We start from the raw sequence: 16,228 nt of genomic DNA, 5'->3' as shown, positions 1-16,228 counted from the left end.
CGCGCCGTGCCAAGCTTGGTTTCATGCAGCCTTCCGCCCCGCAGTACGCAGAACGCCTGACCGCCCCCCGCTCCTGGTGGATCATCGCCGGCCTCATCGGCGTCGCGGGCGGACTGATGCTGCTGCCGCTCGGCCTGCTGCCGATGCTGGGCGGGCTGGTGGGCGCCGGAGCGCTGGCCGCGGCGGGCGTCAGCACGTACGGCTCGCAGCAGATCCGGGTGGTCGGGGACGCGCTGATCGCCGGTGACGCCCGCATCCCGGTCTCCGCGCTGGGCGGGGCCGAGGTGCTGGACGCCGAGGAGGCCCGGGCCTGGCGGTCGCACAAGGCGGACACGCGCGCCCACATGCTGCTGCGCAGCTACATCCCGCGGGCGCTGCGCGTCGAGGTCACCGACCCGGCCGATCCGACGCCGTACCTGTACCTCTCGACGCGCGACCCCGAGGGCCTGGCAGCGGCCCTGGCGGCCGTACGGGCCGGCTAGCTCTCCGGTTCCCCGCGACCGGGCCCCAGCTCGATCTGGGGTTGCCGCGGCTTCTCCAGGGGAGGCAGGTCGGGCAGCGCGTCCCACGGAATCTGCGCGGCGCGCAGGTCTTTGCGGATGCGCTCGGCGAGGTTCCTGGTGTCGCGGCGGTTCATCACGGCGCCGACGGCGGCGCCGACCATGAACGGCATGAGGTTCGGCAGGTTTCGGACCATGCGCTTCATGATCTGCTGCCGGAGCTGGCGCTTCATCTGGGTGCCGAGCGCCGTGTTGTACGTGGCCGGTTTGGACACGTCGATGCCCCGCTCCTGGGTCCAGGAGGTGAGGTAGGCGGTGCTGCGCTGGGCCAGCCCGCCGGACGGCCGCAGGCCGTAGACCTCGTGCAGTTCCGCGATGAGCTTCAGCTCGATCGCGGCGACGCCGGTGATCTCGGCGGCCAGCTCGGCCGGCATGGCGGGGGGTACGGGCAGCATGGCCGCGGCGCCGATGCCCGCCCCCACGGTGGAGGTCGCGTTGGCCGCGCCCGCCACCAGCTTGTCCGCGATCTGTTCCGGGCCGAGGCCCGGGAAGTGCCTGCGCAGGGTCGGCAGGTCGCGTACGGGAACGCGCGGCGCGATCTCGATGACCCGGTCGGCGAGATGGCCGATGCCGGCCTTCGCGCCCTCGCCGCCCTTCCGTACGCCCTGCCGGACAGCCGCCAGGCGCCGGGCCCGCGTGCTGGGCCCTTCCGCCGTTTCGAGCGAGGCCGGCAGGCCCCGCTCGTCGTCACGTGCGCCGACGGCCGCGCTCACGTCGTGCGGCGCCTCCGGCGAATCCTTGCGCCGGAAGCGCTTCTTCCAGGACGGTGTCGCGCCTGCCACGGCCGGCCGTCCCTAGTCGCAGTCGCGGCAGATCGGCTGACCGTTCTTCTCCCTGGCCAGCTGGCTGCGGTGGTGCACCAGGAAGCAGCTCATGCAGGTGAACTCGTCGGCCTGCTTGGGCAGGACGCGTACGGCGAGCTCTTCGTTGGACAGGTCGGCGCCGGGCAGTTCGAGCCCTTCCGCCGCCTCGAATTCGTCCACGTCAACGGCCGATGCCGTCTTGTCGCTCCGACGGGCCTTGAGCTCTTCAAGGCTGTCCGAATCGACGTCGTCATCGGTCTTGCGTGGGGTGTCGTAATCCGTTGCCACTGTCGCTCTCCCCCTCTGGGTAGTTGCGGTGTCTCAGCGCACGTAACGCGTGAGAGGCCGGACTTGTGCCCGACCTGAGGCGGAGATTTTGCCTCACATCAAGGTCTGTTACTCAATCGACACCCAACCGATCCCCGTAGTGGCGGCCGGTTTGGATGGCGATCGGGACCGTACACGGTCCTCATGCCGTACTTCGCGAGCGCCACCTCGTGTACTTCCCGTAGTTCAACCCCCCGGAAACCCGGACTTTTCCCGGTTTTCCGGGGAAGTTCGCGATCACGGAGCGTGGACGGCGGGATATCGGAGCCTGTGATCGAACACACACAGGCAGACCTTGGCGGGGTCCCGAAAATTCCGCTTAAAGCGAACAGCCGCGTGGCTGCACGAAACACCTCAGACCGGAAGCGTTACGCGCATGACGAGGCCACCGCCCTCGCGGGGCTCCGCGATGATACGGCCTCCGTGGGCCCTCGCGACGCTGCGCGCGATCGAGAGGCCGAGACCCACGCCCTTGTCACTGCCGGTGCGCTCGGTCCGCAACCGCCTGAACGGCTCGAAGAGGTTGTCCACCTCGTACGCGGGAACCACGGGACCCGTGTTCGACACGACCAGGAGCGCCTGTCCGTGGGCGACCTCGGTGGTGACCTCGACCCAGCCGTCCTCGGCCACGTTGTAGCGCACGGCGTTCTGCACCAGGTTGAGAGCGATCCGCTCCAGCAGTACGCCGTTGCCCTGCACGACGGCGGGCGCGCGCTCGCCCCTGATCTCCACGCCCTTGGCCGACGCCTCGCCGTGCGCCTGGTCGAGGGCGCGCGAGGCGACCTCGGCCAGGTCCACCGGCTTGCGCTCGACGATCTGGTTCTCGCTGCTGGCGAGCAGCAGCAGACCCTCCACGAGCTGCTCGCTGCGCTCGTTGGTGGCCAGCAGCGTCTTGCCGAGCTGCTGGAGCTCGGGCGGCGCCCCCGGGTCCGACAGGTGGACCTCGAGCAGCGTCCGGTTGATCGCCAGCGGCGTGCGCAGCTCGTGCGACGCGTTTCCGACGAACCGCTGCTGGGCGGTGAACGCCCGCTCCAGCCGGTCGAGCATCTCGTCGAAGGTGTCGGCGAGCTCCTTCAGCTCGTCGTCCGGGCCGTCCAGCTCGATCCGCCGGGTCAGGTCGGTGCCGGCCACCCGGCGGGCCGTACGCGTGATCCTGCCGAGCGGCGAGAGGACGCGTCCCGCCATCGCGTATCCGAAGGCGAAGGCGATGACGCTGAGCCCGAGCAGGGCGAGCAGCGAGCGGCTGAGCAGCTCGTCGAGCGCCTGCTGCCGCTGGTGGTTGACGCAGGCGTTCATCGCCGCGTTGAACTGCTCGGGCGAGGGCTGGTTCGGCAGGTCCTGGAGATCGCACACGGTGCTCTCGACCCGGCCGCTCACGATCTTGAACGGCAGGTCGCTGCCGACGGCGAGCGCCTGGGCGGCGAGCAGGTAGATGATCGAGAGCAGCAGGATGCCGGCGATCAGGAACATCCCGCCGTACAGCAGCGTGAGCCGTATCCGGATGGTCGGGCGGAGCCAGGGGAACGAGGGTTCCTGCTCCCTCGGGTCCCAGGTGGGTTTCGGCGGCGCCGCGGGGGGCGCCGGGGTGGCGGCCACGGCGCGTCAGATCCGGTAGCCGGAGCCGGGCACGGTGACGATGACCGGCGGCTCCCCGAGCTTGCGGCGCAGCGTCATGACGGTGACCCGCACGACGTTGGTGAACGGGTCGGTGTTCTCGTCCCAGGCCTTCTCCAGCAGCTGCTCGGCCGACACGACGGCTCCCTCGCTGCGCATCAGCACCTCCAGCACCGCGAACTCCTTCGGGGCGAGCTGGATCTCCTGGCCGTCACGGAAGACCTCGCGGCGGTTCGGGTCGAGCTTGATGCCGGAGCGCTCCAGGACGGGGGGCAGCGCGACCGTGGTACGGCGCCCGAGGGCCCGTACCCGCGCGGTCAGCTCGCTGAAGGCGAACGGCTTCGGCAGGTAGTCGTCGGCGCCGATCTCCAGGCCCTCCACGCGGTCGCTGACGTCGCCGGAGGCGGTGAGCATCAGGACGCGGGTGGGCATGCCCAGCTCGACGATCTTGCGGCAGACGTCGTCCCCGTGCACCAGCGGGAGGTCCCGGTCGAGCACGACGACGTCGTAGTCGTTCACCCCGATGCGTTCCAGGGCGGCCGCTCCGTCGTACACGACGTCGACGGCCATGGCCTCCCGGCGCAGTCCGGTGGCCACCGCATCGGCGAGCAGCTGCTCGTCCTCGACGACGAGTACGCGCACGTCGTAAATCCTTCCGCCGACTGCCCACGCGGGCAGGTGTGTCCGATCGATGTGTGCTGCCATCCTGCCCCTTTCGGCCATAAACCGGCGGTAAGGCGGTAGGGCCGGAAAGACCCGGCGGACGGCCGTGAGGGGGGATTTCCATGATTCCCGGGCGAGTTGAGGTTTTCCTGAGGCGGGCTGCGGGGAGGACGACTGCACACCCGCGATCACGCCCCGTATTCGGCACGCCACGTGATCGACCCCACCCCACCCCCGGCACACCCCCGTGCCGCCGACCCATGACGAGGGGGCGCAACCCATGGACGCTTTCACCGCAGGCCTGCTGCAGCGCATAAAGGCCACGGAATCCGACCTCACGACGGCTCGTGAGACGGGCGACGACTTCCTGGCGGAGGTGGAGCAGGCGGAGCTCGAGGACCTGCACCGCCTCGCCGCGGAACACGGCGTACAGGTGACCGCCGCGAGCGCGTGACCTGCCCCGCCCGTCCGTTCGGAGCACGTTGAAGCACGTCACGAGGGCCCCGGCGCCGGGCAGGCGCCGGGGCCCTCGCTGCCGTGCGGCGGGCCGCGTCGGAGCAGTTCAGTCGTGCCAGGCGCCGAAGTCCTCCAGAAGGGCCTGGAGCGGCTCGAAGACGCCGGGTGATGCCGCGACCGTGAGTTCGCCCGAGGGGCGCTCACCGGGCCGCCCACCGGTCAGCGCGCCCGCCTCCCGGGCGATCAGGGCCCCCGCGGCGTAGTCCCAGGGGCTGAGCCCGCGCTCGTAGTACCCGTCAAGACGGCCGGCGGCCACGTCGCACAGGTCGATCGCCGCCGACCCGCCGCGCCGGATGTCCCGCAGCAGCGGGATCAGCCGCTGCGCCACGTCCGCCTGGTGGCGGCGCACCGTCGTGACGTAGTTGAAGCCGGTGGAGACCAGTGCCTGGTCGAGCGGCGGCGCGGGCCGCGCCTTGAGCGCCGTGGCGCCGGCGTACGCGCCGCCGCCCCGTACCGCGTGGTACGTCTCGCCGCGCATCGGCGCCGCCACGACCCCCACCACCGTCTCGCCGTCCACCTCGGCCGCGATGGACACGGCCCAAGTCGGGAGTCCGTACAGGTAGTTCACCGTGCCGTCGAGCGGGTCGACCACCCACCGGACACCGCTGGTGCCCTCAGTGCTCGCGCCCTCCTCGCCGAGGACCCCGTCGTCGGGCCGGTGGTCGGCGAGGAAGCCGGTGATCAGCTTCTCGGCCGCGAGGTCCATCTCGGTGACGACGTCGATGGGGCTGGACTTGGTGGCGGCCACGCCGAGATCGGCCGGCCGCCCGTCCCGCAGCAGCGCTCCGGCCCGCCGCGCGGCCCGAAGGGCGATGTCGAGCAGTTCGGTCGCAAGGGGGTCGGTCACGGCTCTCCTCGGTTCAGGCGTACGGGCTGTCGGCGCCCGCGGCCGCGGGCTTGGGCGACCTGGCCGGGCAGCACCCGACCGGGCACACGTCGTGGCTCGCGCCCAGCGCCCCCAGCGCGCACCGCTCCACGACGAACCCCCGCTCGGCGGCGGCCCGCTCGAGGAGCAGCTCGCGCACGGCGGCGGCGAAGCGCGGGTCGGCGCCCACGGTCGCGGAGCGGCGGACCGGCAGGCCGAGTTCAGCGGCCTTCGCGGTGGCCTCGGTGTCCAGGTCGTACAGGACCTCCATGTGGTCCGACACGAAGCCGATCGGCACCATCACGACGGCGGGCACGCCCGCGGCGTGCCGCTCCTCCAGGTGGTCGCAGATGTCCGGTTCCAGCCACGGGGTGTGCGGGGCCCCGCTGCGCGACTGGTAGACGAGCTGCCAGGGGTGCGCGACGCCGGTCTCCTCCCGTACCGCCTCCGCGACCAGCCGGGCGACGTCCAGGTGCTCGGCGACGTATGCGCCGCCGTCGCCGTGCTCCTCCACCGGCCCGGAGGCGTCCGCTGCGGCCGTGGGGATGGAGTGGGTCGTGAAGGCGAGGTGCGCCCCGGCCCGTACGCCCTCGTCCAGCTCGCCCAGGGACTTGAGGACCCCGTCGACCATGGGGCGTACGAAACCCGGGTGGTTGAAGTAGTGCCGCAGCTTGTCGATGCGCGGCGGCTCGATCCCCTGGGCCTCCAGCGTGGCGAGGGCCTCGGCGAGGTTCTCGCGGTACTGGCGGCAGCCGGAGTACGAGGCGTACGCGCTCGTGGCGAGCACGGCGATACGGCGGCGGCCGTCCGCGGCCATCTCGCGCAGGGTGTCGACGAGGTACGGAGCCCAGTTGCGGTTGCCCCAGTAGACCGGCAGTCCGTCCAGACCGTGCTCGGCGAAGTCCTTGCGCAGGGCGTCGAGGAGCGCGCGGTTCTGCTCGTTGATCGGGCTGACGCCGCCGAAGAGGAAGTAGTGCTGCCCCACCTCCTTGAGGCGCTCCTTGGGGATGCCGCGGCCACGGGTGACGTTCTCCAGGAACGGGACCACGTCGTCCGGGCCTTCGGGGCCGCCGAAGGAGAGAAGCAGCAGGGCGTCGTAAGGGGCTGGATCGCGCTGATCGGGCATGGGAACGATCCTGCCACTCGCGCGCGGCGGCGGTGAAACCGCCGTGCGGCGCGCGTCGGAGCGACCGTAAGATGCAAGTTCCACCTATACGCCTTACCGGAGCGTCCCTTGCCCAGTCCGTACCGCGCGATCTTCGCCACCCCAGGCACCAAGGCGTTCTCCGTTGCCGGTTTCTTCGGCCGGATACCGATCTCCATGATGGGCATCGGCATCGTCACCATGATCTCCGAGCTCACCGGCCGGTACGGGCTGGCGGGAGCCCTCTCGGCCACGCTCGCCATGGCGGCCGCGGTCATGGGGCCGCAGATATCGCGTTACGTCGACCGGTACGGGCAGCGCCGCGTCCTGCGTCCGGCCACGCTGGTGGCGGTGGCCGCCGTCACGGGGCTGCTCCTCTGCGCCCAGCAGGGCGCGCCCGACTGGACGCTGTTCGTCTTCGCGGCGGGCGCCGGGTGCGTCCCGAGCGTCGGCTCGATGGTCCGCGCGCGCTGGGCCGAGATCTACCGGGGCTCCCCGCGCGAGCTCCACACGGCGTACTCCTGGGAGTCCATCGCCGACGAGGTCTGCTTCATCTTCGGCCCGATCATCTCCATCGGACTGTCGACCGCGTGGTTCCCGGAAGCCGGTCCGCTGCTGGCCGCCGTCTTCCTCACGGTGGGCGTCTTCTGGCTGACCGCCCAGCGCGCCACCGAGCCCGTCCCGCATCCGCGCGACGAGCACACCGGGGGCTCCGCGCTGGCCTCGCGCGGCCTCCAGGTGCTGGTGGCCACCTTCGTGGCCGTCGGCGCGATCTTCGGGTCGATCGACGTGGTGACGGTCGCGTTCGCCGAGGAGCAGGGCCACAAGGCGGCGGCCAGCCTGGTGCTCGCCGTGTACGCGCTCGGCTCGTGCCTCGCGGGAGCGGTCTTCGGCCTGCTCCATCTCAAGGGGCGGGCGTCCACGCGGTGGCTGGTGGGCGTCTGCGCGATGGCCGTGAGTATGATCCCCCTCCTACTGGCCGGGAACTTGCCGTTGCTGGCCGTGGCGCTCTTTGTCGCGGGCCTTTCCATCGCACCCACGATGGTGACCACCATGGCTCTCATCGAGCAGCACGTACCGCGCACCAAACTGACCGAGGGCATGACCTGGACAGGGACCGGGCTCGCCGTCGGCGTCGCTCTCGGTTCCTCGGCCGCAGGCTGGGTGGTCGACGCGGCGGGAGCGGACGCGGGGTACGCGGTGCCCGTCGCGTCGGGAGTTCTCGCGGCCCTCGTGGCGTTCCTTGGGTATCGCCGGCTGCGCACGCCGGCACCGACGCGGGGAGGGCACGGGACTGATGGCCGGCACATCGAGGACGGCGTCCAGGACAGCGAGCACGTGGCGTAACTGGGCGGGGAACGTCACCGCCCGCCCGGCGCGGGAGGTGACCCCCGCCTCGGCCGAGGAGCTGGCCGAGGCCGTGCGGAGGGCGGCCGAGGACGGCCTCAAGGTCAAGCCGGCCGGCACCGGCCACTCCTTCACCGCGGTCGCCGCGACCGACGGCGTGCTGATACGCCCCGATCTGCTGACCGGCATTCGCGCGATCGACCGCCAGGCCGGGACCGTGACCGTGGAGGCGGGCACTCCGCTCCGGCGTCTGAACGTGGCGCTCGCCAGGGAGGGCCTGTCGCTCACCAACATGGGCGACATCATGGAGCAGACGGTCGCCGGCGCGACCAGCACCGGAACGCACGGCACGGGGCGCGACTCGGCCGCGACGGCCGCGCAGATCCGCGCCATGGAACTCGTCCTGGCGGACGGTTCACTGCTCACCTGCTCGGACGAGGGGACCGCCGAAGAGCGGGAGATCTTCGCCGCGGCCCGGGTGGGGCTCGGCGCGCTGGGCGTCGTCACGGCCATCACCTTCGCCGTGGAGCCGATCTTCCTGCTGACGGCGCGCGAGGAGCCGATGCCGTTCGACCGGGTCACGGCCGAGTTCGACGAGCTGTACGCCGAGAACGAGCACTTCGAGTTCTACTGGTTCCCGCACACGGGCAACTGCAACACCAAGCGCAACAACCGCAGCGCGGGCCCCGCCGCCCCGCCCGGCCGCGTCAGCGCCTGGGTGGAGGACGAGCTGCTGTCCAACGGCGTCTTCCAGGTGGCCTGTTCGGTGGGGCGCGTCTTCCCCGCGGCCGTTCCCGCGATCGCCAAGGTCTCCAGCCGCGCGCTCTCCGCCCGTACGTACACGGACATCCCCTACAAGGTGTTCACCAGTCCGCGCCGGGTGCGCTTCATGGAGATGGAGTACGCCGTTCCGCGCGAGGCGGCCGTCGCGGCGCTGCGCGAGGTGAAGGCGCTCATCGAACGCTCGCCCCTGCGCGTCAGCTTCCCGGTGGAGGTACGCACGGCCCCGGCGGACGACATCACGCTCTCCACGGCGTCCGGCCGGGACACGGCGTACATCGCGGTGCACCTCTACCGGGGGACGCCGTACCAGGCGTACTTCACCGCGGTCGAGCGCATCATGACGGCGCACGGCGGACGGCCGCACTGGGGGAAGGTGCACACGCGCGACGCGGAGTACCTGGCCGGGGCGTACCCGCGTTTCGCCGAGTTCACGGCGCTGCGCGACCGCCTCGACCCGCAGCGCCTCTTCGCCAACGACTACCTGCGCCGGGTCCTGGGCGACTAGCGGGCCGGGACGGCCGCCCGGCCCATTCACGGGAACGGGGCGCCCCCTGCCGCGGAACGGAGCGCCGTCGTCTACAGAACGGGGCGCCGTCGTCTACAGAACGTGGCGCCGTCTTCTACGGGGACGGGTCACCGTCCGGGGCGTCGCCGTCTGCCGTGCCGTCGTCCGTGGCGCCCCCGTCCGCGTCACCGGCCGTGTCGTCACCGGCACCGGCCGAAGGCGTGGGCGTGGGGGGCGAGGCCGGGGAACGGCTCGCCCCGCCGTCCGGCGTCGCGGGCGGCGTCGTCGCGGGATCCGGGGGCGCCGGGAAAGCGGTGTCCGGCGAGGCGCCGGCGCCTCCCCCCTCCGTACCGGTGGCGCCGGAGTCCCGGCCGGGGGCCTCGGTGCCGGAGGCCGGCGGAACGCCGGGAGACCGCTCGGACGGCGACGGCGACGGCGGGGTCTTCCCGCGGTGCTGTTCGCCGCCGCGCAGGACGTTGCCCACCGTGCTCCCCCGGCCGCCGCTGAGGTCACCGCCCGACACCAGCTCGTACGCCGTGATGCCCCCCATCGCCACGACGAAGACGACCAGGGCCGCGACCAGGGACCGCTTCCAGCCCCGGACCCGCGTGCCGTGCGTGGTGGGGTCGTTGAACCGTCCGTCGGTCGGGACGGCCGGGACTGCGACGGTGGGCGGCACCCTCGTCCACCCGCCCTCGCCTCCCGGCCCACGCGCCGGGACCTGACGGCCCTTCGGCCTGGCGTGGACGGTGACCTCGCGGAGCTGTTCCCCGGTGCGCCGGAAGAGGTGCTGGAAGAGCGTGCCGCCGCTGGTCGCGACGACGCTGACCACTCCGGCGCCGACGATCGTCCCGTACACGCCGAGCTTGGACGCCAGTACGGCCCCCACGACCGCGGCGACCGCGCTGCCCGCGACCTGAGCCACACTCAGGTCGAGTCGCGGATTCTTCGGCTCCTCCCTCTCGGCCCCGGGCGTCCCGTCCGTGCTCAGCCTCTGAATACCCATCTCACCCATCTGGCCCATCTGTTTCACCCCGCACCAGGAAGGGACATTTGGGCGAAGTAGATAGTTCCGTTTAGGGGAATTCTGTGAAGGAGGCCACTTGAGAGGGGTTGTGGCGGCAGGGAGGGAACATCAACTCCCGTACCGCACGAGAACTTCGGTGGCGCGCCGGTCCACCCCGATGGCCCGAATGGAGTACTGTGGCGAGCCCTGGGTCCGGCCTCCACCGCGGGCGCCCGCTGCTCACGGTGACGAGGCGGTCACCATGAGTGGCGAAACGGTAACCGTGCCATAACGGCGATCCCGGGCTGATGCCCGACACGCCGGGCAACGGGGCAAGGTTGTGGCAGGCTGCACCCGGGCAGGCCACACTCGACTAGCGGAAGCAGCGACGCACGTGACGTCGGCAGGCACCACCCGGGAGGTTCCCATGCCCGAACTGCGTGTCGTGGCCGTCTCCAATGACGGCACACGACTGGTGCTGAAGGCTGCTGACAGCACGGAGTACACGCTTCCGATCGATGAGCGGCTGCGTGCCGCGGTGCGCAACGACCGCGCCCGCCTCGGCCAGATCGAGATCGAGGTGGAGAGCCACCTCCGGCCTCGCGACATCCAGGCGCGTATACGAGCCGGTGCCTCCGCGGAGGAGGTCGCCCAGCACGCCGGCATCCCCGTGGACCGCGTACGCCGCTTCGAGGGACCGGTGCTCGCCGAGCGCGCCTTCATGGCCGAGCGCGCGCGCAAGACGCCGGTACGCCGCCCCGGGGAGAACACCGGGACCGGGCCGCAGCTCGGCGAGGCGGTGCAGGAGCGGCTGTTGCTGCGCGGAGCCGACAAGGAAACGGTCCTGTGGGACTCCTGGCGGCGTGACGACGGCACCTGGGAAGTCCTGCTGGTCTACCGCGTGGCGGGCGAGCCGCATTCCGCGAGCTGGACGTACGACCCGCCCCGGCGGCTCGTGCAGGCCGTGGACGACGAGGCGCGCGCGCTGATCGGCGAGACGGACGACACGGCCGCCGCGCCGGAGCCGAGCTTCCCGTTCGTGCCCAGGATCGCGCGGCTGCCCAGGGACCGGCCCCTCGACCGCTCGCTCGACCGGCAGCAGGAACGGCCCGCCGCGCCCTCCGCCGACGCGGACGAAGGCGGCCCGGGCGAACGGGATTCGCTGACCAGCCTGCTGGAGGCAGTACCGAGCTTCCGGGGCGACATGGTGGTGCCGGAGCGCGCCGCCCCGCCGCCCGAGCCGCCGACCGAGCCCGACGCGGCACAGGAGCCGGAGGCGGAGGAGCCCGCGGCGTCCGCGGCCTCCGGAGCGGGCGCGGCGTACGCCGATGTGCTCATGCCGCGTGCCGTCGCCGGGCACCGCGACCGGCTCACCGGTACGACGGACCGGCAGGCGGAGGCCGACGGGGTGCGTCCCGGACGGCGGGCGGCCGTACCGAGCTGGGACGAGATCGTGTTCGGCACGCGTCGCAAGAAGCAGGACTAGACGCCTTGAGCGAAGGGGCCCGTACGAATCGCGTACGGGCCCCCAGGCATGCGGAGTTACCCCGATTACCGGCTTTTCCCGGTCCGCCGGCTCTACCGGGGCTCGGCTCCGGTGGCCACCGGGCGGGACGCGTCGGCGGACCACTCCGACCACGAGCCGACGTACAGCGCCGCCGGGATTCCCGCGACTTCCAAGGCCAGGACCTCCTGGGCGGCCGAGACGCCGGACCCGCAGTAGACGCCGACCGGGCGGTCCCCCCCGGCGCCGAGAGACGTGAAGCGGGCGGCCAGTTCGGAGGCCGGGAGCAGGCGGCCGTCCGGGCCGACGTTCTCCGTGGTCGGGGCCGAGACCGCGCCCGGGATGTGGCCGGCCACGCGGTCGATCGGCTCCACCTCGCCCCGGTACCGTTCACCCGCCCGGGCGTCGAGCAGCAGACCGGTACGGGCCAGTTCGGCGGCGCCGTCGGCGTCCAGGAGCGGCACGGCTCCGGGGACTGGCTTGAAGTCGCCGGTCGCCGGAACCGGGACCTCCGTCTCGACCGGGCCGGTCCAGAGGGCGAGGCCGCCGTCCAGGACCCGTACGTCGGGGTGGCCCGTCCAGCGCAGCATCCACCAGGCCCGCGCCGCGGCCCAGCCCTGGCCGCCGTCGTACACGACGACGGGGGTGTCGTGGCGCACGCCCGCGCGGCGCATGACCGCACCGAACTCCTCGACACCGGGGAGCGGGTGGCGGCCTCGCGCACCGGGCGGATCGGCGAGTTCCGCTTCGAGGTCGACGAAGACGGCCCCGGGGATGTGCCCCTCCTCGTACGCGGGGCGGCCGTGCGGTCCGCCCAACTGGTAGCGGACGTCGAGGAGTACCGGCGGACGGTCTCCGGCCAGCTCGCCGGTGAGTTCGGCTGCGGTGATGATGGCATTCATAGGTGCCATCCTTGCGCAGCCCCCAGTGCGACCGACACCGTACGGCCAAGGAGCCGAAACGGGATGGGGGATGCCAAAACGGGCATTCTCCCACGGGAACCCAGAGAAAGCGGCGCGGCCGGGACGCGCGGCACGACAGGTGGTGCAAGCATCTGCACGGGCGCGCCCCTTCACGGCTTCGGCACCGGGCGCCCGTTCCCGCACGACCACCACGATGGTCCGAGGAGAGAGTGACGATGACCGAGGCAGCGACCCGGCGGCGGACGCCCGGTGCGCCCTGCTGGGTGAGTCTGATGGTGCACGGCCTGGCCACCACGCAGGAATTCTACGGAGCCCTGTTCGGCTGGGAGTTCCGGCCGGGACCGCAGCAGCTCGGCCCGTACGTGCGGGCGCTGATCGACGGCCGGGAGATCGCGGGCATCGGACAACTGCCGCCCGACCGGCATCTGCCCATCGCCTGGACGCCGTACTTCGCCAGCGAGGACGCCGGTGTCACGGCCGAGTCGATCCGGAGCCACGGCGGCACGGTCGGGGTCGGGCCGCTCGACGCGGGGGACGCCGGCCGGATGGCGATCGCGTCCGATCCGGGGGGCGCGGTCTTCGGTGTGTGGCAGGCCGCGGCCCATCTCGGCACGGCGATCGCCGGCGCCCACGGCACGCCGGTCTGGAACGAGCTGATGACCCGTGAGACGGCGACCGTCGGCAAGTTCTACTCGGCGGTGTTCGGCCACGACGTGGAGGCGGGGGCCTCGGCCGAGTTCGACCGGCTGACGCTGCGTCTCGACGGCCGGCCCGTCGCCTCCGTACGGGGCGTGGGCCAGGCCCTGCCGCGCGACCGCGGCGCGCACTGGATGACGTACTTCGAGGTGACGGACACCGACGGGTCCGTCCAACTGCTGACGGAACTGGGCGGGCACGTGCTGCGACCGCCCCACGACGCCGCCACGGGCCGGGCGGCGTGCGTGTCGGACCCGGAGGGCGCGGTGTTCACGCTCGTGACGACGGCGACCGGCTGACGGAGGCGGTGCGGGAGGACAGGGTGTCCCTGCGCCGCGTCGTCGCTACGGGAGCGGCCGCCACCTCGCACCCGAGGCACGCGACGGCCGTACCCGGGGTCCGGGTACGGCCCCGGTGGTGGCGGACGGACGCGGTGGCCGCTGCCCGGCGCCCCCCTCGCCGCAGCCGGCGTCAGGCGGAGGGGACCGGCAGTACGTCGGGGGACAGCGCGGCTGCCCCGGCCGTGGCACCGGTCATGCGCTTGCGGTGGTGCTGTCGGCACAGCACTTCGTAGCCGACCTCCGCGGCCGGGCGGTTCACGTCGCCGACGACGACCTGTTCGCCCTCGACCACCATCTCGCCGCCCACGGTGCGGGCGTTGTGCGTGGCGCGCGCCCCGCACCAGCACATCGCCTCGACCTGGAGCGCCTCTATCCGGTCCGCCAGTTCGATCAGGCGCTGGGAGCCGGGGAACAGCCTGGTGCGGAAGTCGGTGGTGATGCCGAAGGCGTAGACGTCCATGCCCAGGTCGTCGACCACGCGGGCCAGTTGGTCGATCTGCTCCGGCGCGAGGAACTGCGCCTCGTCGACGATCAGGTAGTCGATCCTGCCGCCCTGCTCCAGCTCGGCCACGACGTAGGCGTACAGGTCCATGCCCGGCCCCGCCTCGACCGCCTCCGTCACCAGGCCGAGCCGGGAGGACAGCTTCCCCTTCCCCGCCCGGTCGTCCCGCGTGAAGATCAGGCCCTGGAGCCCCCTTGCCGACCGGTTGTGACCGATCTGCAGAGCAAGGGTGCTCTTTCCGCAGTCCATCGTTCCGGAGAAGAACACCAGCTCGGGCATGAGGGGTTGCGGGCCTTTCGGGTCTGTGCGCGGGACGCGGGGGATGCGGAGGTTACGAGCGGACTTCGATGAGCGGGACGAGCTGCTCGGCGGCCGTCATGGAACCGTGCATGCCCACCATCGCTGACTCGTGCGGCTCGCGGCGTGACGCGACGACCACGACGTCGTCGTGAGCCGCCGCGACGACGTCGCCGATGCGTCCGTACACCCGCTCGTCGACCGCCGGACCGAACCAGCCGGCCTCGATCGCCTCGTCCCGGCCCGCCACCCAGAACTGCTCGCCGAGCACCTCGCGCCAGACGGTGAGCACGTCGTTCTCGGCTCCCGGGACGGCGTACACGTGCCGGGCCCGGCCCTCGCCGCCCAGCAGGGCGACACCGGCGCCCAGCTCCCAGTCCTCGTCGAAGTCGATGCGCGACTCCTCGTCGAAGGGGATGTCGATCATGCCGTGGTCGGCGGTGACATACAGCGCCGAGCGGGGCGGGAGCTGCTCCGCGAGGCGCTGGGCGAGCCGGTCGACGTACATCAGCTGGCCGCGCCAGGCGTCCGAGTCGATGCCGAAGCGGTGGCCCTTGCCGTCGACCTCGCTGTAGTACGTGTAGACGAGCGAGCGGTCACCGGCGGCCAGTTCGGCGGCGGCCAGGTCCATCCGGTCCTCGCCGGTGAGCCTGCCGCGGAAGGTGCCGCCGCTCAGGGCGATCTTCGTCAGCGGGGTGTGCTGGAAATCGGGCGAGGACACCTGCGCGGTGTGCACGCCCGCGGCGTCGGCGAGCTGGAAGACCGTGGGGTACGGCTGCCAGACGTGCGGGTCGGTCCACGGCTTCCAGCGCAGCTGGTTCATCAGCGCGCCGGTGGCGGGGTCGCGGACGGTGTAGCCGGGCAGGCCGTGCGCGCCGGGCGGCAGGCCGGTGCCGACCGAGGCGAGGGAGGTCGCGGTGGTGGCGGGGAAACCCGCCGTGAGCGGGCGGCCCGTGCCGCCGCGCGAGCTGCCGAGCAGGGAGTGGAGGTACGGGGCCTCCTCCGGGTGCGCCTTGATCTGCTCCCAGCCGAGACCGTCGATCAGGAACACGCAGTTCCGGTCGGCGGGCGTGAGCTCGGGGATCGTGGCGGTCGTACCGGGAACCTCCATGCCCGCCGCCAGGGTCGGCAGGAGGTCGGCGAGCGAACCGGCGCCGTACTCGGGGACGGGGGCGGTGTCCAGGTCGAGCGGAACCGGGTCGGACCAGGCGGGCTGCGCCATCAGCGGGCGGCCGCGGCGGTCGCTTCGGAGAGCGCCTGGGCGAACGCCAGCGTCTGGCGCACGGTGTCCGGACCGTCGCCGGCCTCACTGACGCGCAGGCTCAGGTCGTCGGCGGTGGTGTTGCCGGTGTAGCCGTGGTCGGCCTCGCAGTTCGGGTCGCCGCAGGCGGCCGGCTCCAGGTCGATGCGGGACACGGCGCCCCAGCCGATGGTCAGGACGACCTCGCGCGGCAGGGTGCCCGGAACGTACTTCTCCGGGTTGGCGACGACGCGGCTGACCACGACGGAGGAGATCCGGTCGAGCTTGACCGACTCGGTGGAGGTGGTGGCGTACGGCGCCGGCGAGGTGGTGTCGGCGGCCTGCTCGTCGGTGTGGCTGACGATGAAGCGGTTGCCGGTGAGGACGAGGACCGTGACGTGCCGGCGCACCTCGTTGGAGTCGAACGTCGTCTCCTGGTGCACCAGGTAGGAGGCGACCGGCTCGCCGCCTACAGCGGCCTCCACCGCTTCGGCCACGAGGGCCGGGTAGTAGCCGCTGCGCTCGATCGCCGCGCGCAGCCCCTGGGTCGTCGTACCGGTCTTCGCCATGTCCTCCATCCTACGGGGCGCCG

17 protein-coding genes are annotated in these 16,228 nt (G+C 72.3%); 6 read left to right on the top strand and 11 right to left on the bottom strand.

Annotated elements, in window-relative coordinates; all coding sequences use genetic code 11:
* Window positions 1-23: 23 nt before the first annotated feature.
* A complete protein-coding gene (locus ACWGH0_RS02000) occupies window positions 24-482 on the top strand; it encodes a DUF3093 domain-containing protein (protein ID WP_453402157.1) in 459 nt (152 codons plus the stop codon).
* Here the strand turns inward: ACWGH0_RS02000 and ACWGH0_RS01995 are convergent.
* From ACWGH0_RS01995 to ACWGH0_RS01980, 4 genes are all read right to left on the bottom strand, one after another.
* Window positions 479-1,342, bottom strand: coding sequence for a hypothetical protein (locus tag ACWGH0_RS01995; RefSeq protein WP_453402156.1), 864 nt, complete (start codon window positions 1,340-1,342; stop codon window positions 479-481). The genes ACWGH0_RS02000 and ACWGH0_RS01995 overlap by 4 nt on opposite strands.
* Before the next feature lie 12 nt (window positions 1,343-1,354).
* Window positions 1,355-1,651: a DUF4193 domain-containing protein gene (locus tag ACWGH0_RS01990; RefSeq protein WP_028814145.1), complete on the bottom strand. Its 297-nt coding sequence runs from the start codon at window positions 1,649-1,651 to the stop codon at window positions 1,355-1,357.
* A 393-nt stretch (window positions 1,652-2,044) separates the two neighbouring features.
* Window positions 2,045-3,286: a sensor histidine kinase gene (locus ACWGH0_RS01985; RefSeq protein ID WP_453402155.1), complete on the bottom strand. Its 1,242-nt coding sequence runs from the start codon at window positions 3,284-3,286 to the stop codon at window positions 2,045-2,047.
* Window positions 3,287-3,292: 6 nt separating this feature from the next.
* Complete coding sequence (locus ACWGH0_RS01980) at window positions 3,293-3,946, bottom strand: response regulator transcription factor (protein ID WP_028814147.1); 654 nt, start codon at window positions 3,944-3,946, stop codon at window positions 3,293-3,295.
* A gap of 301 nt (window positions 3,947-4,247) precedes the next feature.
* Here ACWGH0_RS01980 and ACWGH0_RS01975 point away from each other — a divergent pair, with 301 nt between their 5' ends.
* Window positions 4,248-4,421 carry a hypothetical protein gene (locus ACWGH0_RS01975; RefSeq protein ID WP_453402154.1) on the top strand — a complete coding sequence of 58 codons (174 nt, stop codon included), beginning with the start codon at window positions 4,248-4,250 and terminating at the stop codon, window positions 4,419-4,421.
* Between the two features lie 108 nt (window positions 4,422-4,529).
* Here the strand turns inward: ACWGH0_RS01975 and ACWGH0_RS01970 are convergent, their stop codons facing one another.
* Window positions 4,530-5,330, bottom strand: coding sequence for an inositol monophosphatase family protein (locus tag ACWGH0_RS01970; RefSeq protein ID WP_453402153.1), 801 nt, complete (start codon window positions 5,328-5,330; stop codon window positions 4,530-4,532).
* Window positions 5,331-5,343: 13 nt separating this feature from the next.
* Window positions 5,344-6,474 carry a ferrochelatase gene (locus ACWGH0_RS01965; RefSeq protein ID WP_453402152.1) on the bottom strand — a complete coding sequence of 377 codons (1,131 nt, stop codon included), beginning with the start codon at window positions 6,472-6,474 and terminating at the stop codon, window positions 5,344-5,346.
* A 108-nt stretch (window positions 6,475-6,582) separates the two neighbouring features.
* On the opposite strand from ACWGH0_RS01965, the gene ACWGH0_RS01960 reads away from it, so the two are divergent.
* Both ACWGH0_RS01960 and ACWGH0_RS01955 read left to right on the top strand, forming a co-directional pair.
* Window positions 6,583-7,839 (top strand): MFS transporter, encoded by a 1,257-nt coding sequence (locus ACWGH0_RS01960; protein ID WP_453402151.1) that lies wholly within the window; start codon window positions 6,583-6,585, stop codon window positions 7,837-7,839.
* Entirely contained in the window at window positions 7,790-9,127 is a 1,338-nt protein-coding gene (locus tag ACWGH0_RS01955) for a D-arabinono-1,4-lactone oxidase (protein ID WP_453402150.1), read from the top strand. The genes ACWGH0_RS01960 and ACWGH0_RS01955 overlap by 50 nt, the downstream gene beginning before the upstream one ends.
* Window positions 9,128-9,242: 115 nt before the next feature.
* On the opposite strand, the gene ACWGH0_RS01950 is transcribed toward ACWGH0_RS01955, so the two are convergent.
* Window positions 9,243-10,133 (bottom strand): hypothetical protein, encoded by an 891-nt coding sequence (locus ACWGH0_RS01950; protein ID WP_453402149.1) that lies wholly within the window; start codon window positions 10,131-10,133, stop codon window positions 9,243-9,245.
* Between the two features lie 427 nt (window positions 10,134-10,560).
* Between ACWGH0_RS01950 and sepH the strand changes: the two genes are divergently transcribed.
* Window positions 10,561-11,619 (top strand): septation protein SepH, encoded by a 1,059-nt coding sequence (gene sepH / locus ACWGH0_RS01945; RefSeq protein WP_453402148.1) that lies wholly within the window; start codon window positions 10,561-10,563, stop codon window positions 11,617-11,619.
* Between the two features lie 92 nt (window positions 11,620-11,711).
* Here the strand turns inward: sepH and ACWGH0_RS01940 are convergent, their stop codons facing one another.
* Complete coding sequence (locus tag ACWGH0_RS01940; RefSeq protein ID WP_453402147.1) at window positions 11,712-12,539, bottom strand: sulfurtransferase; 828 nt, start codon at window positions 12,537-12,539, stop codon at window positions 11,712-11,714.
* A 236-nt stretch (window positions 12,540-12,775) separates the two neighbouring features.
* Between ACWGH0_RS01940 and ACWGH0_RS01935 the strand changes: the two genes are divergently transcribed.
* Window positions 12,776-13,555 (top strand): VOC family protein, encoded by a 780-nt coding sequence (locus tag ACWGH0_RS01935; protein ID WP_453402146.1) that lies wholly within the window; start codon window positions 12,776-12,778, stop codon window positions 13,553-13,555.
* Window positions 13,556-13,727: 172 nt separating this feature from the next.
* On the opposite strand, the gene ACWGH0_RS01930 is transcribed toward ACWGH0_RS01935, so the two are convergent.
* From ACWGH0_RS01930 to ACWGH0_RS01920, 3 genes are read right to left on the bottom strand one after another with little or no spacing between them, the layout of a single operon-like run.
* Window positions 13,728-14,378 carry a thymidine kinase gene (locus ACWGH0_RS01930; protein WP_453402145.1) on the bottom strand — a complete coding sequence of 217 codons (651 nt, stop codon included), beginning with the start codon at window positions 14,376-14,378 and terminating at the stop codon, window positions 13,728-13,730.
* Between the two features lie 52 nt (window positions 14,379-14,430).
* The gene (locus ACWGH0_RS01925) at window positions 14,431-15,618 is read right to left on the bottom strand and encodes an alkaline phosphatase family protein (protein WP_453402144.1); all 1,188 of its coding nucleotides are present in this window, start codon (window positions 15,616-15,618) and stop codon (window positions 14,431-14,433) included.
* Window positions 15,618-16,205 (bottom strand): DUF5998 family protein, encoded by a 588-nt coding sequence (locus tag ACWGH0_RS01920; protein WP_453402143.1) that lies wholly within the window; start codon window positions 16,203-16,205, stop codon window positions 15,618-15,620. Before ACWGH0_RS01920 ends, ACWGH0_RS01925 begins: the two co-directional genes overlap by 1 nt.
* Window positions 16,206-16,228 lie beyond the last annotated feature (23 nt).

It is taken from the genome of Streptomyces sp. NPDC054887, assembly GCF_053610585.1.
The sequence above is the reverse complement of the archived record's forward strand: the minus strand, read 5'-3'. Positions and strand labels throughout refer to the sequence as shown.